General features: G+C 58.1%; 18 protein-coding genes. 8 read left to right on the top strand and 10 right to left on the bottom strand.

Annotated features, from left to right (window positions below):
• The 4 genes from OZ411_RS01035 to OZ411_RS01020 all read left to right on the top strand — a co-directional run.
• Positions 1-336 (top strand): GDP-mannose 4,6-dehydratase (locus tag OZ411_RS01035; RefSeq protein WP_282526416.1); only part of this gene is annotated, 336 nt, incomplete at its 5' end.
• On the top strand, positions 276-1256 hold the full coding sequence (locus OZ411_RS01030) for a class I SAM-dependent methyltransferase (RefSeq protein ID WP_282526415.1): 981 nt from the start codon (positions 276-278) through the stop codon (positions 1254-1256). The genes OZ411_RS01035 and OZ411_RS01030, both read left to right, overlap by 61 nt.
• A 6-nt stretch (positions 1257-1262) precedes the next feature.
• The gene (locus OZ411_RS01025; protein WP_282526414.1) at positions 1263-2213 is read left to right on the top strand and encodes a hypothetical protein; all 951 of its coding nucleotides are present in this window, start codon (positions 1263-1265) and stop codon (positions 2211-2213) included.
• A 407-nt stretch (positions 2214-2620) separates the two neighbouring features.
• Positions 2621-3544, top strand: coding sequence for a glycoside hydrolase family 99-like domain-containing protein (locus OZ411_RS01020; RefSeq protein ID WP_282526413.1), 924 nt, complete (start codon positions 2621-2623; stop codon positions 3542-3544).
• Positions 3545-3592: 48 nt separating this feature from the next.
• On the opposite strand, the gene OZ411_RS01015 is transcribed toward OZ411_RS01020, so the two are convergent.
• From OZ411_RS01015 to OZ411_RS00980, 8 genes are all read right to left on the bottom strand, one after another.
• Entirely contained in the window at positions 3593-4693 is a 1101-nt protein-coding gene (locus OZ411_RS01015; protein ID WP_282526412.1) for a polysaccharide pyruvyl transferase family protein, read from the bottom strand.
• A 119-nt stretch (positions 4694-4812) separates the two neighbouring features.
• Entirely contained in the window at positions 4813-5256 is a 444-nt protein-coding gene (locus OZ411_RS01010) for a hypothetical protein (protein WP_282526424.1), read from the bottom strand.
• A gap of 39 nt (positions 5257-5295) precedes the next feature.
• Entirely contained in the window at positions 5296-9195 is a 3900-nt protein-coding gene (locus OZ411_RS01005; RefSeq protein WP_282526411.1) for a glycoside hydrolase family 99-like domain-containing protein, read from the bottom strand.
• Between the two features lie 216 nt (positions 9196-9411).
• Positions 9412-11460: an SEL1-like repeat protein gene (locus OZ411_RS01000; RefSeq protein WP_282526410.1), complete on the bottom strand. Its 2049-nt coding sequence runs from the start codon at positions 11458-11460 to the stop codon at positions 9412-9414.
• On the bottom strand, positions 11457-12806 hold the full coding sequence (locus OZ411_RS00995) for an HlyD family type I secretion periplasmic adaptor subunit (protein WP_282526409.1): 1350 nt from the start codon (positions 12804-12806) through the stop codon (positions 11457-11459). Before OZ411_RS00995 ends, OZ411_RS01000 begins: the two co-directional genes overlap by 4 nt.
• Complete coding sequence (locus OZ411_RS00990; protein WP_282526408.1) at positions 12796-15030, bottom strand: peptidase domain-containing ABC transporter; 2235 nt, start codon at positions 15028-15030, stop codon at positions 12796-12798. The genes OZ411_RS00995 and OZ411_RS00990 overlap by 11 nt, the downstream gene beginning before the upstream one ends.
• 204 nt (positions 15031-15234) lie before the next feature.
• Complete coding sequence (locus OZ411_RS00985) at positions 15235-15861, bottom strand: class I SAM-dependent methyltransferase (protein ID WP_282526407.1); 627 nt, start codon at positions 15859-15861, stop codon at positions 15235-15237.
• Positions 15862-16041: 180 nt separating this feature from the next.
• The gene (locus OZ411_RS00980; RefSeq protein ID WP_282526406.1) at positions 16042-17001 is read right to left on the bottom strand and encodes a calcium-binding protein; all 960 of its coding nucleotides are present in this window, start codon (positions 16999-17001) and stop codon (positions 16042-16044) included.
• A 517-nt stretch (positions 17002-17518) separates the two neighbouring features.
• Here OZ411_RS00980 and OZ411_RS00975 point away from each other — a divergent pair.
• Positions 17519-18160, top strand: coding sequence for a ParA family protein (locus OZ411_RS00975; protein WP_282526423.1), 642 nt, complete (start codon positions 17519-17521; stop codon positions 18158-18160).
• Positions 18161-18550: 390 nt separating this feature from the next.
• On the opposite strand, the gene OZ411_RS00970 is transcribed toward OZ411_RS00975, so the two are convergent.
• Positions 18551-18910, bottom strand: a complete 360-nt coding sequence (locus tag OZ411_RS00970) for a helix-turn-helix domain-containing protein (RefSeq protein ID WP_130576696.1) — start codon at positions 18908-18910, stop codon at positions 18551-18553.
• Positions 18911-20190: 1280 nt separating this feature from the next.
• Here OZ411_RS00970 and OZ411_RS00965 point away from each other — a divergent pair.
• Both OZ411_RS00965 and OZ411_RS00960 read left to right on the top strand, forming a co-directional pair.
• On the top strand, positions 20191-20403 hold the full coding sequence (locus OZ411_RS00965) for a hypothetical protein (RefSeq protein WP_130576698.1): 213 nt from the start codon (positions 20191-20193) through the stop codon (positions 20401-20403).
• A gap of 348 nt (positions 20404-20751) precedes the next feature.
• A complete protein-coding gene (locus OZ411_RS00960; RefSeq protein WP_282526405.1) occupies positions 20752-21108 on the top strand; it encodes a VanZ family protein in 357 nt (118 codons plus the stop codon).
• Here OZ411_RS00960 and OZ411_RS00955 read toward each other — a convergent pair.
• Positions 21105-21731 carry an acyltransferase gene (locus OZ411_RS00955; RefSeq protein WP_130576702.1) on the bottom strand — a complete coding sequence of 209 codons (627 nt, stop codon included), beginning with the start codon at positions 21729-21731 and terminating at the stop codon, positions 21105-21107. The two genes, OZ411_RS00960 and OZ411_RS00955, sit on opposite strands and share 4 nt — an antisense overlap.
• A gap of 611 nt (positions 21732-22342) precedes the next feature.
• Between OZ411_RS00955 and OZ411_RS00950 the strand changes: the two genes are divergently transcribed.
• Positions 22343-23209 carry a glycosyltransferase gene (locus OZ411_RS00950; protein WP_282526404.1) on the top strand — a complete coding sequence of 289 codons (867 nt, stop codon included), beginning with the start codon at positions 22343-22345 and terminating at the stop codon, positions 23207-23209.
• Positions 23210-23368: the final 159 nt, after the last annotated feature.

Below are 23368 nucleotides of genomic sequence, written 5' to 3'. Positions count from 1 at the left end.
GGCGCGGTCGGCGAGACCTACAATGTCGGCGGCCGCAACGAGCGCACCAACCTGCATGTGGTCGAAACCATCTGCGATCTCCTCGACGAGATCGCACCGCGCGCACAAGGCGCCCGCCGCCGCGACCTGATCACCTTCGTCGCCGACCGTCCCGGCCACGACCGCCGCTATGCCATCGATGCCTCAAAGCTGGAACGCGATCTCGGCTGGCGCGCGGAAGAGAATTTCGAGAGCGGCATCGCCAAGACCGTGCAGTGGTACGTCGATGAACAGCCGTGGTGGCGGGATATCTTGGCGCGGGGATATCAAGCCAAGCGGGTCGGACTCACCCAGTAGGCCGGAGCGAGGCGGTTTTCCGCCTCAAGACCGGCGTTCACTCAATCGAGGAAGAGATGCACAGCACCGAGATCAACAAGATATACGAGACCTATGCACCTCTTACCGATCAGGAATGGCGGTCCGATCTGGTCAGGAGCGTCAAGGAGCCTTCGATACGGGGCATTGCCTTTCCCTCATTTCCGTCAGCGGACCTGCAGCGCCATCTGCAAGGAAACTCCAATGAAATGGCGATCAGAGGCGCGCTCAGCTTTCGCGACCACTGCGTCGGCGTCTTGAACGCCAATGGCGCCTCCCTCTCCAAGGACAGCATCCTGATCGACTTCGGAACCGGCTGGGGCCGCATCGCGCGCGCTTTCATGAAGGACGTGCCTGCGGCGAATATCTATGCAGTCGAACCGTTCGACTTCATCGTCGAAGCGCGCAAGGCGAACAGCTATATCAGCTTCGTCAAAACCGATCCGTTGCCGCCGCTCCCGTTCCGTGACGGATTCGCGACCCACTTCGTCACGTGGTCGACCTTTTCACACTTTAACCAGCACTATTTCGATCGGTGGATTTCCGAGATTGCCCGCATTCTCAGACCAGGTGGCGTTTGCTTCATAACGACTCTCGGCGTTCGGTTCTTGGAGGATCTGAAGGAAGCACACCGAAAGAAGATCGATGGTCAAGAGATACACTTCTGGATTGATCTCATTCTAAAGCGGCTCCCCTATAACGCGATCGACACTGCAATAGCGGAAGTGAGGTCCGGAAAGTTCTTTTGGCTGCCCTCGGATTCAGTTGCGCGCAGCGAGTTTGCAGAATGCTTCGTGACGGACAAATATATCTCCGACAAGTTCTCGGATCTATTCGTCGTCATCGACTATGCTGATCGCGGACAGTTGGCGCAGGATTGCATGGCACTGAGACGAAAGTAGGCTGTTGTGCCGCAGCTCTCAAAAGACGTTTTCGAGGGAGACGACGGCCATCTCTTCCTGGTTGGTGGCAGCAACGACGTCGCGCGTCTTTTCTCCGAATCCGACCACAATCTCCAATCGATCTGTTCTGCATGGAAGGCTCTTCTGGCTGACAGGAAGAGAACGGCCGCGGATAAAGGAGTCAAATACCTTCACTGCTTCGTTCCGGACAAGCTCTCGATACTCAGGACGAAGGCGCTCGCCATCACCTCTCAAATGAGATTTCCGGCCGAAATCCTGGAAGGGAGCAACGATGCCGAGTTGCGCGGGATCTTGGTGCCGTTGACCGGGTATCTCAGAAAGCAGGCAGGCAACCACGAAGTATTTCATCGAACCGATACTCATTGGACGGTGGAAGGCTGCTTCAGCGCCTATCAGATGCTGTGCTCTTACATGGGAATACCGCAAAAGGAAGATCTGATCATGCGAAACGCGCCAGCCCGCGAGGGCAGCTGGGATCTGGGCTCCAAGTTGACGCCCCAGCGGTTCGAGACGATGCGGTTCGGACGTTTTGGCATCGGCGCATCCCGGGTCGAGGCCAACGATATCGTGACCGCGCGCGAAACGGGCCGAGTGCCGAACGATCTGTCACTGCACGTCGGATCGATCGTCGAATATCGCAATGAACGGCCGCCTCTGGCGAAAGTACGGCTTCTCGTGTTCGGCGATTCTTTTTTTGAGTATCGGCCTCATATGCTCACCGGAATGTTTGCCGAGACTGTCGATGCCGTAATGTTTGTCTGGTCGGCCGCCATCGACTGGAAATTGGTCGACGAATTCAAGCCGGATATTCTACTGACGGAGATTGCGGAGCGATTTGTTCGCGTTGTACCAAAGGATGACATCGATATCAGGCGCCATGCGACCAACAAACTTCAGTCTGTGTTGTGTTCGCACTCCGAACAGAGATCTTCATAACCGGACACGTGAACCGCGCAGCCTCCGAGCGTGGAACAAACTTCGGCGATGCGAGTTCCTGCCCCTCATGTCCTGCGAGGCGTGTGCAGCTGGTTGTTGAATGACCAGAACCCGCATATACGTCTCGAAGGCGAATGAATGGCCTCCCGCTCTTGTCGGAACTGCAAATGTCAGCCATCTCGTACCTATCAACGCGTCGGACTCTCCTGCGAGGGCTTCTCGCCACGCTGCTGCTTCCCAGGCGGAGTCACGCAAGAACTCGATGCCCGATCTTCGGAGCCATAAGGTGGGACGCGCAATACTGCAACACAAAGGGCGAACCTTGTTATGAAGAAGAAAAAGCTCTGAGCCCCCAACGCTGGCAGTTTCGTGCGCCGCTCCATAGCCGTCTCACTGATTCCAAAACGTTGCAATTCAACGCTACCACAGACTCGTTCGACCACGAGATACGGGTCGCTCACGAGGCTGGTCTCGGCTACTGGGCATATCTGGCGTACGGCAGCGATGGCAAACTGGACCTCGCACACTCGATGATGCAGGGGCTGAATTACCATCGTCAAAGCGGTATCGCCGATCAGATGAACTATTGCCTGATAGCGACCGTGGACACGCTAGGTCGGGCCAACGGATTCGACGAAGCGACACAGCGTATTTGCGATCTCTTTTCGGACCACAACTACCAGAGAACGCAGGACGGCAGACCGGTTCTGTTCCTCTATTACCTCGATGCCCTATTGCCGTCATACTGGAACGGTTCGCCCGCCGCGCTCGGGAAATCGCTGTCTCACCTGCGAAACCAGGCAACTTCTTCGGGCAGTCGAAATCCGTACATCGTACTTCTGCACACACCGCCTGCTGCAGCTGAAGCGGTGCGAAAGCAGATAGGCGCCGATGCCATTTCGACCTATGGGATAAATTTCGGGCCAAACCGATCTGGCAGTTATCCCGAGCTCCAACGGCACGTAGAACAATATTGGGAAGATGAGTTGGCTCGCACTTCGAGCGGCGTGGTGCCGACCGTCATGGTCGGCTGGGATTCGCGGCCGCGAAAGGAGAACCCTCCCGCTTATGACAAACGAGATTACACGCGCATCGACAAGGGCGCGCATGCAGAGATCGCAACCCCTAGCGAGTTCGCTTTCGCCTGCCGACAGGCGGCGCGCTTCATGTCAAAGCACCCGGATCGTTGCCCCTACCAGATTGCGCTGATCTATTCCTGGAATGAATACAGCGAAGGTGGAGCACTGGCCCCGACCTTGGGGGATCCGTCCGCCTCGATGTTGAGAACTGCGAGCGAGGTTCTGAAGACCTGTCACGCGGGCGAGAACTGAACACCGCACACGGCTCCAGGTCCACGATGCGCACTCACCCGCGATCAGCTACGGCTTTACAACCAGATTATTCGACAGCAAGAACTTGCAATATGCCGGGTAAAGCGTCGCATAGCGCTCATGGAGCGTCTGGGCGTCAACTAGATCATAGAGCCGACCGACGTTGATGCCATCCAGATCAACAATGCTCACAAATGGCATGCCCAGGAACCGGCACATATCCTCGGTCCTCGTATCGTGACAGATGACGATGGCGGGAACACCGCGTTGCAAGGCCACCATGCAGCCATGAAAGCGGCTACCGAAGACAAAATCGTAGGTCTGGATCTTATCCAGCCACTCATTCACGTCGAAGAAAGCGTGCACGTGATCTGTGGCCCAGCTGCGCACCTCGCTTTCGGGCGCGACGTTTGCCAGGAACGCTGACATTTCTTTCAGCGATTCCTCGACCGCCTTCGCTTGCTTGTCCGCCAATCTGATCTCGGACTGTTCGCTTTGGGCGATGAAATCCGCTTTCCAGATCATTCCCGTGCTGTAAATCTCCTGCACGAGCCGGCGCATCTTCTCCTTGTCGAAGGAATGAACGACTACGTCTCGCGACGCATTGATCGAGAGGCGCTTGATTTCGCCAAACGGCCGTCGATTGATCCTCATGCCGTCGGGTCCTCCCATGTAATAGGAAGGACAGCCGGTCACGGTTACATTAAGCACACCGCGATTTGCCAAGACGTCTCGCGTGTAGGGACCGCGAACGCCGATGCTGACGGCCCGCTCAGCAATGACCTTCACGAACCGCTCAGTGCCGGGCATCAAGCTCATGTTGGGATCATAATTGTTCGACTGAGCTCCCAAACCAACGATTGCTACCGGCAAGTCCGCTCGCTCAATATAGTCCGCCATGCCTCCAAAATCGAACTTCGGAAACAAGAAGTTGGCTGCCGCCACGACAATCATGTCGAAGCGCTCATGCACCTCCTTGGGATTGATCCGATGATCCCAGGAGATATCGTCGTATACAATTCGATCAAGCAAGCCATGGGCAATTAGCTGGTTGCCAGTGTTGCCGCCGGTCTTCGCCAGTTTTGAAAGCGGATCCTCGCCAGCCTCCGCGGATATCCTTGGCGTTGCCCCCAACAAGAAAATGTTCACAGCTTTCCTCCGGCGGTAATAATAGCCATAAACTGGTGTGTAGCCGAATTATTCCCGCGCATATCGTTCCTTATTGTCGTCATCCAAATAGATCTGCCCCCGTAACAGCCACTGCCATCCTACCTCCCCTTTATGGCCGATTTCCATTGGGCTGCGTCGGCTTCGTACTCGGCTGCAGGCGACCGACCTTCTCCGCCGCCGACCGATAGAAAATGTGCTTCCGCCGACCTTACGCGGCCCTCCTTCACGGCCGCCGCGACGTCGGGATATTTGCCGAGATACCACTCGGCATCCACTGCTGGACCGCCGCCTCGGCGGCCTTCGAAGTAGCCAAAGCCAATGTAGTGCATGTGGGCACTTTCGAGCTCTCCACGAGCGACTGCTCCTGCAACATCGGGGTTCTCCCGCAGATAGCCATCTTCATCGAACTCAGCGGCCGCAACCGCAATTTGCAGCAACAGCTTCAACAGTCCCGCCGGCACTCCGATCGCACCGGGCCCGTCGAGCGCGGATTTGTCGAGGTTGAGCGTATTCATCAACGATTGAGCAGAAGGCACGAACATCAAGTTACCCCCAGAAAGTCCCTAATTGAGATATCGCGATCACGCCTTGGCAGGCTCCCCCGCCGCCGACTGCTTTGCTTCCCGCTTCGGCTTCTCGGCCTCCGGCGTTGTCCCCAGCAATTGCGCAGTGACCTCTTCGAGGTAAGCGGCCTGCGATTTGGTTTCGCGATCCGTAAATCCAAACCGCTCGCGGGCGACGCGGTGCATGCTTTCGATCTCTTCGATATGCTTCTGCGCTTTCAGCGAATGCGTCACGCTCGCGGCGTGGCGCCGGTGGATATTGAGGGGATCGGCGACGTAGGCGATCTTGGCGCCTCGCGTGCCGAGAGCCTCCAGATAGATGCGCCAGTCGCCGGCCATCCGAAGGTCGCGAAGGCCGCCGCGGCAGGCTTCGAGCGCGCGCAACAACGCTTCGCGGCGCCACAGTACCGAACTGACGTTCAGGATGGTGTTCTTGACACCGAGATAGCGGGTCACGAAATCGCGACCGTCGAACACCTCGGTCCGCGACAATGCGCCTGGCTCAATGGTGGCGTAGTAGGGCTTGTAGCTCGCATAGAGGTGGGCGCCGTCGGCATCGATGGATTTCGAATCGGTGAAGCCGAACGCGATGTCGGGGTCGCCGTTCATCAGTGCGAGCAGACCTGAGAGGAAGGTGGGCTCGGAGAGATCGTCGGCTTCGGCGATCCAGAGGAACTCGCCCCTCGCCATCTCCGCTGCCTTGGCCCATTGCGCGAACACGGAACCGGAATTCTGCTCATTGATGACGAGTGTGAGATCACGCTGGCGCTCGTCGGCGAGCTTCATGATCACGGGGATGCTGTCGTCGGAGGAGCAGTCGTCCAGCACGATGATCTCCTCGACTGGATGGTTCTGGTCGAAGATGGTGTAGAGCCGCTCCGGGAGACAATGCGCGTAATTGTAGTTGGGAACCGCGACGGAGATGCTCGGCAGCGAAGGCACAGCAAGTCGGAGCAGATCGCGGACATAATCTGCAAACGCGAATTTTGTCTGGACAATCTCGGTCATGCGGGCGCGCTCGGCCTCTGATGGCGCCCGGCGCAGGAAATTCTCCACGGCTTGCGCCATCGCCGGCACGTCGCAATACGGCACAACGCGGCCGACGTTCTCCTTTAGAAGGAAGCCGGGGATGCCCCCCGAGTCCTGGAAGGCAATCACGGGCACGCCCACGCTGAGCGCCTCCAGCGCCACCGTCGGGAATGGATCCTCTCGCGACGTCAGGGCGTAGATATCCGAAGCGGAATAGAGCGCCTGCATGTCGGAACGGAAGCCGGCGAGATGGAAACGACCGGTGGCCTCGGCGCGACTGATTTCAGGTCCCAACCATTCCTGCAGGCCAGGATCGATGCCGCCGGCCCAGCAAAAATGGACGTTCGGATGCTGTTGCCGAACCAGGCTCCAGACCTGCAGGAACAAATCGAACCCTTTGCGCAGGTCGGCATAGCCGACCCCAAGCACCATCTTGTCGGTCGGGGCGATGCCAAATTCCTTGCGAACCAAGACGGCTTCGGCCGGCGCCGGCTCGATCTGCTTGTAGCTTCCTTGCGCACGGATCAGGAAGCGCCCGTCACCGGCATCGAGCTTGAGCGCCTCAACGAGCCTGTCGCGAACGAATTCGGAGGCAAACACGACGTGCTGCGCGTTTCCGATCGCCATGCGTGCGACGTCCTCCAGATTCTTCTCGCGAAGGATCCGCGGCAGTTCGTGCACCAGTGAAATGGTGCGAAATCCCATCTCGGCAAGGAATTTGGTGGCGCGCCCGCTCGCCGTGGTGTTGGCGATCGCGGCCGTGAACCCCTTCTCCCGGAAGTGCCGCAACGTCGCAGGGATTTCGGTCGCCTGCTTGAGAACCGTGAGCGGAGCCACGGACGCGTATTCGGCCTCCATCGCGCCACCCTGCAGCAGTAGATACTCGACCTCAATGTTGAACGCGCTCCTCAGCGTCCTGCCGATATTGAGCAACAGATGCTGAGCGCCGCTCGGGAACGCATCGTGCCCAATCAGCAGAATCTTTGGCAGCGAAAGGTCGCGCGTCAGGCCGGTCGCCGCACGCGCAGTGGCGTTCAGGTAAGCCGATCCGAAATGCAGGTCCGGCTCGAGATAAGCGCCCTCGCACCATTCGTTCCAGGCGTTGACGCAGACGACGGCTTCCCCGAAGAACGTGTGCTGCTGTGCCTGCTCGACCAGCGTCGCCAGCCACGCCTCGTATTTCTGTGGCGTCGATCCCTGGATCACGAGACCCGTGCCCTGCCGGCGCGCGTCATTATCCCAGCTCGGCACCACGGTCTTGATCAACGGAAAATTCGGACGCGGCTCCTCAAGCGAATACTTGGCGACATCGTCATAGCTGTAGATCTGGCCCGAGTAGGTGTCGTCCAGGATCTTGGCTTCGGCGTTGACCAGCGGTACATATTTTGTGAGCTTGTGCGGCGGGAATTCGATCGCGCCATCCATGCCGTTGGGAGCGGGATCGTAATCATCAAAGCTCTGGCTCATGATGATGATCGGATCTTCATTGAACCTCTTCGCGAAGATCGAACGCCAGCGCGCAATCACCTTGGCGGTATCCGGAATGAGGCGCGGACGATAGATCATCAAGAGCGGTCGGCCCTGGATGCGGATGTATCGCTTGTCCTTGAAGTGCCGGTTGAAATCCGACAACAGACGTTCGTCGTCATCAGCCAGGTAGTCCTGCGAGATCAAGACCTCGCCTTCCATGCCGTCCCAGCGCCGCGTCCAGTTCTCGTTCGCCCACATCAGGCAGAACGGCATATTGATGTCGCGCGCCTTCAGGAACTGCTCGAGCGGCTTCTCCAGCAGGCGCTTACCGTTGAACCAATAATAGTAATATACAAAGCCATGAACGCCCGCCGCCTGGGCGATTCTCACCTGCTTGCGCATGGTTTCGATGTCGCCCAAGGAGTAGAAACCGAGGTCGCGCGGGACCCGTGGCTGGTAGTGATCCTTGAACCGCGGCACGCCGCGCGCGATGTTGGTCCACTCGGTGAAGCCGGTGCCCCACCATTTGTCGTTCTCGGGGAAGGCGTGAAACTGGGTCAGGTAATAGGCCAGGATCTTTGCGCGCGGCTTGGCGCTCGCGGGCAAGGGCCGCAGTTCCTCGAACTGCGCGCTCGGCTTGGTGAAGCGCTTGATCTCAGCCGGAATGGTGGCTTCGTTTTCCGGCGGTGACGGATAGATGCCGTCCTCGTGCCGATGCTCCAGATAATGCAGCAGCGGATTCTGGTCAGTCTTACCTTTGAAGTAGCGCTGAATGTAGAACTTGGTGTCGAACTCCGCCGACGGATTGCGCCCTTCCTTGTAGCCGTGGAAGATAAAGTGTTCGAACGGATCGACCCCGGCGGTCGCGACGTCCTGATAGATCTGCAGATAGTATTGCGCGTCGAACTCCGGAATCGGGCTGAACGGACCGATACGGTTTTTCAGATAGTGCGCGAGCGGGCTCTCCTTTTCCGGTATGCCGTACTTCTCGCGATACCAGGCGGGCTGAAAATACGGACTCGGCCGCCTCCCTTCGGGCTCACCGATCGATGCGTAGTGCAGTAGCGGCTGCACATCCGCGTCCTTCACATCGGGATAGGTCGTGACATACCAGATCGGATCGAAGATCGGATTTGGCTTGCGGCCCTCCTTGTAGCCATAGAGGAAGAAATGCTCGAACGGATCGGCACCGACCGCGATCACATCCGGGTAGCTCGTCGCATAGAAATTTTCATCGAACAGCCCTAGCCCCTTGAGCATGCGCGTGGCACCTGTGAGGTCGATGGCCGGTGCAGCCGGCTCCGACGGAGGTGAAAGCTCTGGTTGCTTGCTCACGAGTTCCTTGGCGGCCGCACCGTTTGTCTTTGCGACGCTCGTCTCTCCCTTGGGTTGAGACCGTGCGATTGCACTGCGCCTCATCCGAGGTTCCTTTTGACCGGCGTCGCGCGCGAGCTTCGAAAGAAAATCAGCCATCGTCACACATTCACTTCAGCGTTGAGCACCTTACTTCGCAAGCGCGAGATTAGCGCACTCTTTCTGTCTCCGATATGAAAGCAATCTTCAGTTGTGCCCGAATTGTCGCTGTTGCTTGCCTCCTTTTTCATCTTTCCGCTCCGGAACGGACAACGTCATTCTTCATCGCTCAGTGTCCACCAACGTTGGGCCTATCGCCTTCAGGCGACGCACTGCGCCTTCATTATTTTGTCGCGCCGCCTGTTGATACCAATGCACCGCCATGTCCCTATCCTGTGCGACGCCGGCGCCCGACATCAGCGCGTCTCCCACCGCTAGCTGCGCTTCAGCCATGCCCTGCTCTGCCGCTTTCTGAAACCACTCGGACGCCTTCTTCGGATCAGCTTCGCGGCCCTGCCCTCTTCCGAGCATTACTGCGAGGTTATACTGCGCAACCGTGTGTCCCTGCTGCGCGGCGGCCTCGTACCAGGTCACACCCTGAGCGACATCCTGGGCAACGCCATTGCCGGTGCAATACATGACGGCAAGCTGGAACTGCGCGGCGGCATTGCCTGCGCGCGCGGCCGCGGTCATCCAGGTCGCTGATGCTCGCGCATCATTCACGCCGCTGTTCGGATCGGCAAACAGGAGCGCAAGGGTGTATTGGGCTTCGACATGGCCGGCTTTGGCCGCGCATGTAAACCATGGGATAGCGCCTCGCACATCCGCAACCCCACCGAACTTGCCCATTTGCATCGCGCCGAGCTGGAAGGCCGCGGGCGCGTAGCCAGCTTCGGCAGCTTCGGTCAACAACGACTGCACCTGCGCAAGCCGGTCCGCCGAGCCATCATGATGAAGGAGGAAGAGCGCGTAGGCGGTCTTGGCGTCAGGGTCCCCGCCAACAGCGGCCTTGCTCAGCCATTCTCCCGCGAGCTTTTGATCGCGCGGAACGCCGTTGCCTGCGGAGTAGAGCCTGCCGAGCTGCACCTGCGCGGCGCTGATGCCGCCCTCCGAAGCGCGCTCAAACCACTTGATCGCGGTTTCCACGTTACGTTCGACGCCGGAGCCGTTGAGATAGAAGATCGCGACGTTGAACGCGGCGGTGGCGTGGCCGTTCTCCGCCGCACGCTCGAACCACTTCGCGGCTTGACGAATGTTCGGGGAGACGCCGGTTCCGGTCGCGTAGAAGCGCCCGATGAAGAACTGAGCCTGCACGTCGCCTCGCTCGGCGGCCTTCTCGTACCAAGTTGCCGCTTCCCGCAGATCCGGCTCGGCCCCTGCGCCGTGTGAATAGAACTCCGCCAACGCCTGGATCGCCGGAAGGTAGTCCTTGCGCGCCGCCTTGCGCAACGCGGTTTCGGCCAAGTCGGGATCCTTGGCGATGCCTTTGCCGTTCAGGCGCAACAGACCGATATTGTAGAGCGCGATCGGATCATCATGCTTTGCGGCGCTCTGGAATAGGCGCGCGGCCTCGGCGGGCGCTTCCGGCATGCCCGCCCCCTTCAGGTTCATGAACGCCAGTGCGACCTGCGCCCTCACGTGATCCTGTTCGGCGGCCTTGCGATACCAGATCGCCGCCTGATCGAGATCTACGGGAACGCCTCGGCCCTGATAATAGACATCACCAAGAGAAAATTCGGCTGGAGCACACTTCTGGTCTGCCGCGGCCTGATACCATCTAAGCGCAGCGGTGTAGTCCTTCTCGCACCCCCGCCCTTCGGTATACAGGTTGCCAAGGATGGTCTGGGCCTCGGCCTTGCCAGCTTCCGCTGCAGCCGTGATCCAGCGAAAAGCGACATCAACATTACTGGCAACACTGGTTCCGTGCGGGAATATGAGGTCATGAACATTCGATGCCGCATCGCCCAGTCGAGCGCCAGAGGATTGACGCCACGTCTCTGGCCTGTTCGGTCCGAGAGTGGCCTTCACTCCATACAGGAAGATCAAGCCGAGCTGATACTGCGCCTCGACATGGCCTCGCTGTGCCGCGCGCTCGTACCACACCACCGCGTCGGGAATGCTGCCCAAAACGCCCTGGTTCTTTGCGTAAAGCAATCCGATTCGATAGTCCGCTTCCGCGTCGCCATCTTGCGACGCCAGCTTCCAGAGCTTCAGCGCCTCCAGATAGTGACCAAGTTCGAAGGCGGCCTCGCCGCGCTCAAACTGCTTTCCGCGGGATTCCGAAAAAGCAGGCCGAATCCACTGAAAAAGCGATCGCGCCGACAGTGTCATGGCTCACGCATAGCCTCGCGAATGCCCTTGAGCATCCCACCAAGCAGATACATTCCGACGGATCGGGTGCCTACATTGATGTCTCCCGAAAGGGTCATGCCGGGGATCAGACGGAAATTATGCGGCACATCCTTGAAATTGCTCGAGTCCACCGAACACCGTGCCTTGTAATACGCGAAATCGACCGGCTTTCCATCCTCATCCGTCGTGAACGCGCCCTCGCTGATCCAGCGCACCTTGCCCTGGGCCGTGCCGTGCTCCGCGGCGTTGAACGCGTCGATCTTCATCGTGCAGGGATCTCCGGCGCGGATGAACCCGATATCCCGCGAAGCGATCTGGATTTCCGCCTCAAGCTTTGTGTCGATCGGCATTAGCGTGATGAAGGGATCGCCAGGCTTGAGGACCGATCCGACCGAAAGCCTCGCCATGGTGAGGACCACGGAAGGTTCGGCGGCGGTCCAACGGACAAGGTCCTGGTGCTTCTCCGCCTTGTCATAGGCGGTTCTCGCGTCGTCGAGCTTGTTGCGCGTCGTAACCAGATCCTGACTCAATTGCGCAAACCATTGCTGCTTGAAGGCGTCACGATCGGCGATCAGCGATCCCAACGTATTCTGTGCCTCTGTCAGGCTGTTGTGCGTGTTCTCCAACGTCCGCAGCAATTCCAGCCGAGTATCCTGGGAGATGTACATGTTGAGCTGCGAGCCGGTGCCGTGCTCGGCAAGCGTCGTGCGCATTGCTTCGATCTTCTGCAGAACCTCGTCGCGCTGCCGATACCTGGCGTCGTCGCCGCGGAGCTTTTCAATCGTCGCCTGGGTTTGCTTAATCTTCGATTCAAAACTGTTGAGCTGGGCGGTGTATTGCGCCATCCGTTGATCATAGAGCGCCTTCTGCAGCGCCGCGTATTTCTGGAAATCGGGGTCTGACTTGCCGGGGAACACGAGCGGCTGCTGCTTCAGCTCAGCCTCGTCGCGCGCCACTTGCGTCTCGAGGCTCGCGATCTGCAATTTCGCCTGGGTCAAATCGGCCGACGTGAAGGTTGCATCGAGCGTCGCGAGCAACTGTCCCGGCTGGACCTGCTCGCCTTCCCGCACATCGATCGTCTTGATGATCGAGGGATCCAGCGCCTGCAGAACGCTGACCTGACCGGCCGGCACAATCTTGCCGTTGATGCTGGAAATAACGCGATCGACTCGCATCAGGCACAGAATCGCGACGATCGCAACCAGGAACGCGGAAAGCACAAACAGGGTGGCCCGCGCAACCAGCGGCTCGGCTTCCTCCCGGATTGCGTCGGTCTCCGATTGGAATTGGCGAACGGTGGCAAGCGACGCTTGATTAGGAGACAAGGGTCGGGCTCCGGAAGTTTGGTCTATCATTCCGGTTCGCAGGCACCAGATGCGTATTCTGCTGGTACCAAAGCGAACTGTAAATGTCGTTGCGCTCCAACAGCTCCTCGTGCCGTCCGATGTCGTCGACCACGCCGCGATTAAGCACCAGAATGGCGTCGGCCTTCGTTAGCGACGACAGCCGGTGTGAAATGATGATCAGCGTCCGGCCGTGCGCGATCCGCGAGATGTTGGCGTTCACGATCGCCTCGCTATCGGCATCGAGCGCGCTGGTCGCTTCGTCGAGAATCAGGATCGGCGGATTGACGATCAGCGCGCGCGCGATCGCGAGCCGCTGCCGCTGCCCTCCCGACAGATTGGGAGAACCTTCATAGATCTGGGTTTCGTAGCCGCGGGGCAGCTTGTCGATGAACTCCTCCGCGCCCGCTAGCCTGGCGGCCTTGACGATGTCATCAAAGGTCGCATCCGGCTTGGCCGCGGAGATGTTTTCCCGGATCGTGCCGCTGAACAGGAAATTCTCCTGCAGCACGACGCCGATGTTCCGGCGCAGATGGTCGACGTCGTATTCGCGAACGTCGATGCCGTCGATCTTGATCAATCCGTCGTAGTCCGAATGAAGTCGCTGCAACAAGCGCGTGAGCGTGGTCTTGCCGGAGCCGCTCTTACCCATCACGCCAAGCGTGGTCCCCTGGGGCACTTCAAAGGAGATGCGGTTCAGCGTCGGCGAGACAGCACCCTTGTATTTGAAGGTGACGCCGGAAAACTCCACTCTGCCCACGAGCGGCGAGCGGACTCCATGTCCGGAACGCCCCTCTTCGGCAGGCTGGTTGACCAGGTTGCCGACGGTGGCGACCGCGCTTCGCGCTTCGTCGTACTGATTGATGAGCTGCGCCATCTGCATCAGCGGACCCGAGACCCGCTGCGACAGCATCAGAAAGGCGAACAGCGCTCCGATGACGACGGGGTCATTGGCGACAAGCGCGAGATAGACGCCCAGCGCAAATGAACCGCTTACTGCCAGCCGCTCCAACGGGCGCACGACAGCCTGGATCGCGTTTCCGGTCATCCCTTCCGCAAGCCGGGCCTTCGCAACGCGCGCGACCAGCACGTCCCACATATGGCGCTGCCTCGCATCGAGCGCGAGCGACTTCACCGTCCGGATGCCGTTGAGCGTCTGAACCAGAAAGGCGCCCTGTGCCCCCTCCGCTGCAAGGACGGAGGACGAGGCCTTACGGTAGGTCGGCAGCATCAACATAAGCCATACGACGATCAATCCCGCCATCGCCAGGACCACCAAGGTCATGATCGGACTGAAGAAGAACATGATAGGCAGGAAGAAGATCAGTGTCGTCGAATCCAGAATCGTGCCGAACAATTGCCCCATCAGGAAGGTGCGAATGCGGAACACCTCGCGGATGTCGCGCGCCACCAGCCCCACTGCGGTCTGCTCGAAATAGTCGATGGGAAGGTTGAGAACCTTTTCGAAGACGTAGGTGGATAGTTTGACATCAAGCCTGGTCGTCAGGCGATGAACCAGAAACTGCCTCAAGAACGCGAATGCCGCCTCGAAGGCGATCATCACCAGCATCGCGATGCACAGCACATAGAAGGTATTGTATGCCTTGTAGAAGATCACCTTGTCCGACAGCAGGCGCCAGAACATGATCGGCGCCAGACCAAGGAATCCGAGGATCAGCGCAGAGATTGCAACATCCCGAACCATGCGACGTTCGCGGAACAGCAACGCGGCCACGAGACCGAAACTGAACGGCTGCGATTCGTCGGAGATTTCATAGTTGCGCTTGACCAGAACGACATCTCCGGACCAGATGTCCTCGAAGCGCGGCCGGTCGATCACGAGCAGCGCATCTTCCGCCGCATTCGGATCCCTCAACACAATACGCGTGTTGTTGGCGTCTCCATCGACACGCAACAGCACCATATGGCTTCCGTTGCGCAGGCGAATGATAGCGGGGAGCGCCTTTTTCAGATGGGAAAGCCCGTCCCAATCAAGCTTGACGAGCTTCGCCCGCATGCCCGCCTTTTCCGCGCAGCGGACGAGCTGATCAGGCGTCACTTCCTGATCGGTCAGCAGGTTGTCTTTGATAAGTTGCGTTGAGGTGAGATGCAGCCCGTGCTGTCGAGCGACGATGATCAGACATTCGAGCGCCGACGGAGGCACTGGATCCGCATCAGTATTCTCGGCGACCGCTTGGATGATCATGAAAGCTCGGTCCATGTATCTGTTACTAGCGTCTGTTACGATCTTCTACGGAGATACCGCTGCGCGACCAACGATGCGCCGTTCTTAGCACTAACATATATACAACAAAAACGACAGGAATACTAACATTTAGCGTGATAGCGAATGCTCGCGGCCGTCGACTGCAGGTTGCACTGTCAGCCGAACCGGCACCGTGATCAGCGTCTAGACCGACGCTTCCTGAAAATTAAAGCCCGTTTCTAACAAAGTCCTCTGGATGCCCTCGCTATCGGCCTCGGGCATCAGCGCGAGCGCGCAAACCTCGAAGTTCTCCGTTGTTATCGACACGGTCGGAAAGCCCGCCATCAACAGCAGGTTGCCAAGGCGCTCGGCCGTAAATCCGGTGCGATGGGCCATATAGACATGCCCCTCCTCGATGGCGCGCGAATGGCCGTAGAGCATGTCGAGCGGCCTGATCGGACCCGCCGGCGAATTGTAGGCGATGGCGGCAATCCCGTGCTCGACGATGAATTGAGCGACTGATTCGATATCCGGGCTTGTGATCAAGGCGAACCCGTCGGGTTTCAAGACCCGATGGAACTGACGCAGCGTCGGAAAGACCTCGTGCGCATAGAGATGCTCGAGCACATGCGACGACCAGACAGCATCGAATGATTGCGGTTCGAAGGAACCGCCGAGATCAAAGATTGAGCCGAGAACGTCCGGTTTGACTTCCGGATCGATGTCGAAGCGCACTTCCTCCCAACCTTGCTCGCCAACCATTCGAGCAATTCGGCGGGCAGGTCCGGGGCCGGAGCCCGCATTAAGCAAGCGCTTCATACTGGCGGACAAGATTGGTTCCTGACGCAATCGGACGCGGGTGAGAACAATACGAAATCAAGCGTAAACGACATCACCTGATCGATGTGGCCTGACAAAGGCGTAAAATCGCGCCTGAACTCATCTTCCGGTCACAAAAGCAAAAGCCCCGCAGAAGCGGGGCCTTCACTAGCATGACCTTCAGCAGCCGAGTTAGAGTTTCGGCAGAGTGACGACCTGGTCGTTGAAGTGAAGATCTTCAACTCCGCTGACCGCAACCGTCTGATTGTCACTGAAGTGGAGCGTATAAGTTGACGTGCTCGCATCAACGTCAATCTTGGTGACATCAAAGAAGGAACGATCCGCAAAGTCGACCGTATCGTTGCCGTTGCCACCAATGATCGTATCGTTCCCGGAGTGCGACTGGATGTGGAAGGTATCGTTGCCGTCTCCACCCTGCAACGTCGAGTTTGCACCCGCGGCGCCACCATAGAGCCAGATCTGATCGTTACCGCTGCCACCCTCGAAAACATCGCCCTGCACGCCGACCAAGGTGTCATTGCCGCTGCCGCCCGAAAGCGTGCTGTGCCCGGACGTGAGGTCCTTGATCAGATCGTTGCCATCGCCGCCGACCAGCGACTGAGCACCGGTGCCGGCCAGCAGGTAGTCGTTGCCGCTACCGCCATCCAGCGTGTCGTTGCCGGTGCCGCCATAGATGCTGTCGTTGCCGGCACCGCCAAACAGCGAGCTATTGCCGTGTCCGCCGGTGATCAGGTCGTTGCCACCACCGCCGTAGACCGTATCATCGCCACTGTCGTGCAGGTGCACGGTGTCGGAGCCCTTGCCCATTGCAACGAACACGTCGTTGTCGGCACCGTTCACATTGAGCGTTTTTCCACCGGCGTCATCGAGGATGATCGCTTTCAGATTGGGAGTCGTGTCGACCGTCGTGGAGGTTTTAACGTCCAGCAGCTGAATGGTGGGAGCCACCGGCCCACCGGCAAATGGTCCGGATTGAAACCATCCCCTCGTGCCATCCTCTCCGCCATCGTTGAACACACCGCTCTGCTCTAACGAGTCGATCAATGCCGATCTGACACTCGACTCGATGTTGTTGCCGCTGTGGTGGAGAAATTGACCCAGCTCAGTCTTCGTCAAGTAGGTAACGGCCATGGTACCCTCTGGCAAGATTCCAAGATTTTTCAACCGATCAGCTGACACGCCGGTCAGCGCCAATGTGCTGCAAGTTGAAGGTGCTACAACTACAACGAGAGTGAAGAGGCCTAGTTCAACCCGACACAACCATGTTCAATGTTAAGGTGCATCGCGTCGTTTGTTAAGCCATTGTTAGTCGCGCTGCACAATCGAAGTCAAGGATTAAATTCACGCGCGATTAACTCAGATTTGAGCTCAATGTCACGCCATTGTTAATCGCCGGGCCGGCGATCCGAGTCCGCCCCCGAAGGGGCGCTTTTTCGGGTAATTTCGGCACAATCCGCGGCTACAACCATACGGAATCTGCGGATGAGGTATGCGTGGGGATCAGGCAGGCCACAATCCGAACATCCCGGGAGGTTCCATGAAGAAGCCAATTGTCGATATGCGTTAGGTAGTGGTAGTGTAACCGGCTGATTTTGCTTTGAAATGTGAAGATTTGTTAGTGTGGCGCCGCATGACCTCTCCCATACCAATGCGGAGGACCATTACTGTGACCCAGCGAAAAGGCGGGGTTGGCAAGACCACGATTGCGGTCTGTATCGCGGCCGAGCTGGCGCGCCGCGGTCATGACGTCGCGCTGGTCGACAGTGATCCGCAGCGCTCCGCCTCGCAGTGGGCCGAGCCGGGCAACCTGGAATTCCCCGTTTACGAAATGGCTCTGGAAGGCACCACCGTATCCGCCTGGGCCCAGGAGGTGCGAAATATCCAGGCCGGTCTCGTGGTAATCGACACCGCCCCGAACGCGCGCGAAATGGGTGCGTCGATCGCCCTGGCAAACCTGATACTAGTCCCCTGCACCCCCTCCGGACTTGATCTCGACGCGACTGTACAGACGCTTGCCATCATCGATGCGGCACGCGCGCGCCGGCGCGATGCGATCAAGGTCATTCTGGTTCCTAACCGGCTCGATCGCCGCACCCTCGAGGGCCGACAACTGGTCGAGGAGTTGAGCGAGTTCGGTGAGATCGTCGCGCCTCCCATCGCCAGTCGCTCGGCATTCGTCCGCTCCTTTACAAGCGGTCAATCGGTCGCGAGCTTCATGCCCGGAGACGCGGCGGATCAGGAGATCCAACAGCTCGCAGACGCAGTAGAATGGGCGGTTGGAGAGGATTAGAGCATCATCCGGAAAAGTGGATACCGGTTTTCCCTCGCGACAAACGCGAAGCGTTTGCGCGGAGATCATGCTCAAACAAGATAGAGCGGGATGATGATTCGAAGAAAATCATCATGCTTTAGCGCGATTTCCACCACTCCCACCGAAGCCGACGATAGCGCGCGATGTCTACGAAAAGCGTCCGCGACATATATGCCGGCCGCTCGGAGCGAGTTTGTTCACAGTCAATCAAGCGTTCGGATCATTGCAACATCCAACGCCTGTTCCCGCAACAATGCTCGGCCTTGCCGGCAAGCACTTTGGCTGCCGGAAGCCCCGCCATGGAGTTTGCGATTGTCACCCCAGCGGAAGATCAGCTAGCTGCGGTCACGAGGGCTCAACAAGGATTGATCAGGCCTTGCGTGCCTGGCTAACGGGAAAGGCCTCGGCCGAAGCTTCTTCAAGCCGCATCTTCTCCAGCAGGAGATCCGTGACGATCTTCCGCAGCCGCTGGTTCTCCAGCGTGAGTTCCTCCAGCACACGGCGCATTTCATCAATCGTTGGCGAGTTGGTTGGCACCTTCCCTTCACCCACAGGATCGGACGGAACGACCGCATCAGTCCTGCGCAGAGGCAGTTTCCGCCAACGATGAAGCGTCATCACGCTTACCCCGAGCGCCTTGCAAATCTCCACTTGGGAATTGCCCGCTCGAGCAAGGTCGTCTGCTCGAACGAGCTTCAACAATATCTCCTCGTGAGAGTGCTTCTTCATCTTCCCGCCTAAACGCGCTCGGGCCGGCAGCTAGCGGCCGGATCCGCCACCCGACATAGCCGAAGACTCGGCCCGAGCAGCATCACAATTATCATAAATACCCACAGTCAGAAACGAGAGGCGAAACACCGAAGGCGTCGCTAACGCCCTTGCTCCAGGTAGAATGTTAGTCATTATCCGCGCAAGCTAGCCGTTCGTGTTAGATGCGGTGCAACCTGATTTTCATAGCGGTAACCGCGTATCAATTTGACCTCGTTCGCCGGTCGTGTCGCGTTAAACCAACCTTCCGCTACCACGATCATCGCGATCCGAGTCCCGCTTCCTTGGATCATTGTTGGACATCATCGGCGCTCCACGGCGGAGCGCCGCAACAACGTTGTTTCGATCGCATCGCCATTTAACAGTCGAACCGCTCATATCCGATTGCACCGCGAGGTCAATTGAGCGAAGCGCAGATTCAGGCGGTTTCTTCCGAAGGCACCAAACAAATGGTTTCCTCCGAAGGGTCTCGAAGATCAGGATACCGCTGCACCAGGCCCAGAACTATCTCGGCCCATGACCCTGCACTGGAATTTTCGGCTCACTTAATTCGAGAAGTATGAGCTGTTTTAACTATACGATAGCCTAGTCAGCGTGGAACCGCGGGTCAACCTCGAATGGATTTCCATCTGAAAATAAAACATCACTGCGGGCATCGCCTTCTCGCATTTTACCTCTGGCATTCCCCTATCATGGGTCTGAACACTGCTATGTGATGGCCCCGTTAACAAAGCTCCACAGCCTTCTTTGATCTCTCTACCCGAGCGAGACGCTCGCCCGCCGACGCTCACGCACGCTTGACCCGGCCATCTCCTTCGATCCTAATCGACTCCCGGTGCACAGGCCGAGCCAGGCGGCGCTCTAACTGTCCGATTGCGCCCTTGCATCCGCTACCACCGGAACGGACACACGATCGCTCCGCCGTTCGAGCTGCTGCGCGGCCTGCAGCAGGTCGAGCGGTGGTGCGCGCTATGTCAAACATTGACGCGCTCAACCGTCACCGTGCGGTAAGCATCGTCACAAAGCATGCTGACCGCTTGCCTGCGGCACAACTTCGATTGCAGGCCCGCACCGGCGGCCTCCCACACACCCAATTATTTCCTTTTAAATCGCTTGCGATTTAAATATATTTAATTTACTTGATGCCAGCGGCCACCTCTGCGGGCATGCGCGGCCATGAAATTTAAGGAGGTTCCGACCAGGGAGATAGTGCAGCGCAGCTAAAGCCGCAGGAGAGGACAGTGTCCCAGCGCAGCATCTGCAATCTGCCCAATGGCGTTACGACCAAGGTTTCGGCCTGGAAAGAGATGATGCCGCCAAGTTCGATCGAACCTTCGAAGCCCCTGCGTGATGGTTCGACGACCGAAATCGCCGGCGAAGGAGAGGCCAAGACGTTCCACGTCTCTTCAGGCGTGGATCCCGGCCCGTCCAGCTTCGACTGGCCCCATGATTAGAGCGGCGCAAACAACCGCACCCTCGCCTCACCGGACGCGCGAGGCGGATGCATATATTGGATCTTTGCCGTGCGCGCCCGTCGATTTCAGCGCAACTGCGACACTGAGGAAATGGCCTTCAATCGGGAATGAGCGCGCAAAGAGAACCCGCTGGCCTGAACCATACGTTTTGTTTGAGGGCTCTTTGGACGCGTGTATCCGGGCATTCCTGGCCAAGCCTGCACACCAACGCCATCTCTACGAGATACGTACTGAACCGCAAACGCGGCTTGTGACGGCCGTATTGCCCGCCGAACAGATCATCGAAATCGCTCGCCTCCGGGATTTCCTCTAAGAACCAGTGCCCCCATGGCTCAGAAACTCGTCGCGGTCGTCGCTTGGGCACTCCTGTGCTTTCTTGCCTATGCCTCGGTGTCGCCAATCGGCGCGAGGCCAACGCTCCCGGCCTCAACCAGCCTGGAACATATTGCCGCATTTGCGACCGTCGGCTTCCTCTTCCACTTGGCCTATCCGCGCCACGTCATGTTTGTGTGGTTCGTCGTCATTGGCAGCGCCGCACTCTTTGAACTCATGCAACTCGTGACCATAGATCGGCACGCGCGACTGGTGGACGCCTTTGAAAAGATGGCGGGCGGCAGCGTGGGCATGTTCTTGGGCCGCGCGGCGCTCTATTTCGAGCAAGCGCTACGCCGTCGGCAGATCTAATCAGCAGAGCCGGCAGAAGCACGAGAAGGCTTGGCGCCGTGATCACAGCCGACGCCCCCAGCCGGTGATTCCGCGGCTTCTCGCATTCGGGCCGGGCATCCGAATACTTTGGCGCCCGCCGGCACATCCCGATTGACGAAGGAGTTCGCGCCAATGATGGCTTTGTCGCCAAGGGTCACGCCCATCTGAACGATGGAATTCGGACCGATATAGACACCGTTTCCGATCCTGGTCGGAGCGTAGTCGACCGGCTTCTCGCCGAGCGAGATAGAGCGATTGACGGTATGATGTGTATAGATTTGAACGCCGGCGGATATCGAGCACCAATCGCCGATCTGCAAGCCTCCGCCCGAACCGTCCAGAATGCAGCCGGGTCCGATCCATGTATGCCGGCCGACCCGGACGTCTCCGAGCACGAGTACGTTGTCGTACATCGTGGTGCCCTCGCCGAAGCCGTACGCGGCCGCGTTATCCCCTCGCTCTGTGAGGAGATCGCCGATCGACACCCTTCGGGAGAACTGACGTTTCTTACGCGCTGCGAGAATCTGCAGAAAACGCCTGACGAGCCCGAGCCATTCGTCGACGCGCTGTTCGGACATTCCGGAATTGAAGTCTGGCGACATCCAAAGCCCTCTTGTTCAGCCGAATCCTGGGCGGGCTTCATTGTATCACCATCATGCGTCGAACGAGGACGCAACGGGAACCGCCACGCGAGGCCTGCTGCTCATCTCGCGTTCTCCGTCACCCGCAGCCGCCGGAGGCTGCAAGTATACGGTGCGCCCCCATGACGCCAGCGGGATTTAATAAACCACTTTAAACCATCATCTAATATTTCCAACCTTCAAATTAAATAGAATATATTAACGGTCGTAGATCAACCTTTTAATTGACTAAAGCCTCACGGTAGCAGACGATAATGGCCGTAGCACGCCTGCAAGCGCATTTTATAAATGTCCATAGATACAACACGTTACTGAAGTCGATACTCTCCAAAGCTCAGGCTAGGATCACAAGGTTGGCCGGATCGGATGGTCATCGGCTCGCGGCACGATACTGACCTTGCGCAGGCCCCCGGTCCCGCCGACCCCCTCGCGGTTGCCTCCACGACCTTGGCGCCTCGCTGCGCCCGCCGTCGTATCCGCCTAGATAGAAGAGTTCTACAAAGGCGACGTTTTGCACCGTCATACCACCGCACACCAAATCGCCCTTCGAAGTACGACGTATGGAGATCAGCATGAATGCTCCAATCGAAATTCCGACCTTTGATATGGGATCTCAAATTCCCCGGATTATCCATCAAACATGCCCCTCGAAAAATCGGCTATCTGACGTCTTGGCAGACAATATCCAAGCCATCAAAGCCATGAACCCGGGTTGGGAATATCGACTGTACGACGATCGAGCGGTCGATACTTTTATCGTCAACTCTTATGGCGCAGAAATTAGTAATCTGTTCCGTAGGATCAATCCGCAGTACGGAGCAGCGCGAGCGGACCTTTTCCGCTATCTCCTCATGTACAAGCATGGAGGCGTCTATCTTGATATCAAAAGCACAACTCTCAAGCCCCTCGACAGCGTTATTCGACCGGACGACAAGTTCATTCTAGCGCATTGGCGTAATGAGCCTGGTGAGCCGTTCGCTGGTTGGGGCATGCAAAAAGAGTTTGGCTTTGACCGAAAACGGGAAGTGCAGCAGTGGCATATCATAACCGTGCCTGGCCATCCGTTTCTGAGGAGAGTGATTGAACAGGTCCTGAAAAACATTCAAAATTACCGATCGTGGGTACACGGCGTCGGAGGCAGGGGCGTCTGGAAAACAACAGGCCCTATAGCCTATACATTGGCTATTGAACCCCTCATGAGCACGAACAGTCACCGCGTGGTTGCAAATGAGACTGAGTTGTCGTTGCAATACAACATATATAACGGAGCCGGTCACTATAATCTCTTCGGCGCCACGTATTATGGGTTACGTTCAGACCCCGTAGTCTCAATGGAAGGTTGGGGTTCCATGCCTATGCACCATATCTACGTTCAGGCGCGTAAGGTGTACCGCCACTTTGTCTTAGAGCACTTCCATAGAGAAATGAAAAACGGCTAGACAATAGACTCTGCGCAACTACAGACTCTGCGCAACTACGCAGCAATGTGAACCGCCAGATCCCGGTACTGGCTTCTTCGAGTATATTACTCCGAACCGATCGGGTTGCACTGCATGGAACGCAAGAAGTGTATAGCAACTCGATTTGGTGAGCGGGCC

The organism is Bradyrhizobium sp. Arg237L, assembly GCF_029990105.1.
Classification (GTDB): Bacteria; Pseudomonadota; Alphaproteobacteria; order Rhizobiales; family Xanthobacteraceae; genus Bradyrhizobium.
Note: the sequence above shows the minus strand (reverse complement) of the source record. Positions and strands in the feature narration are given on the sequence as shown.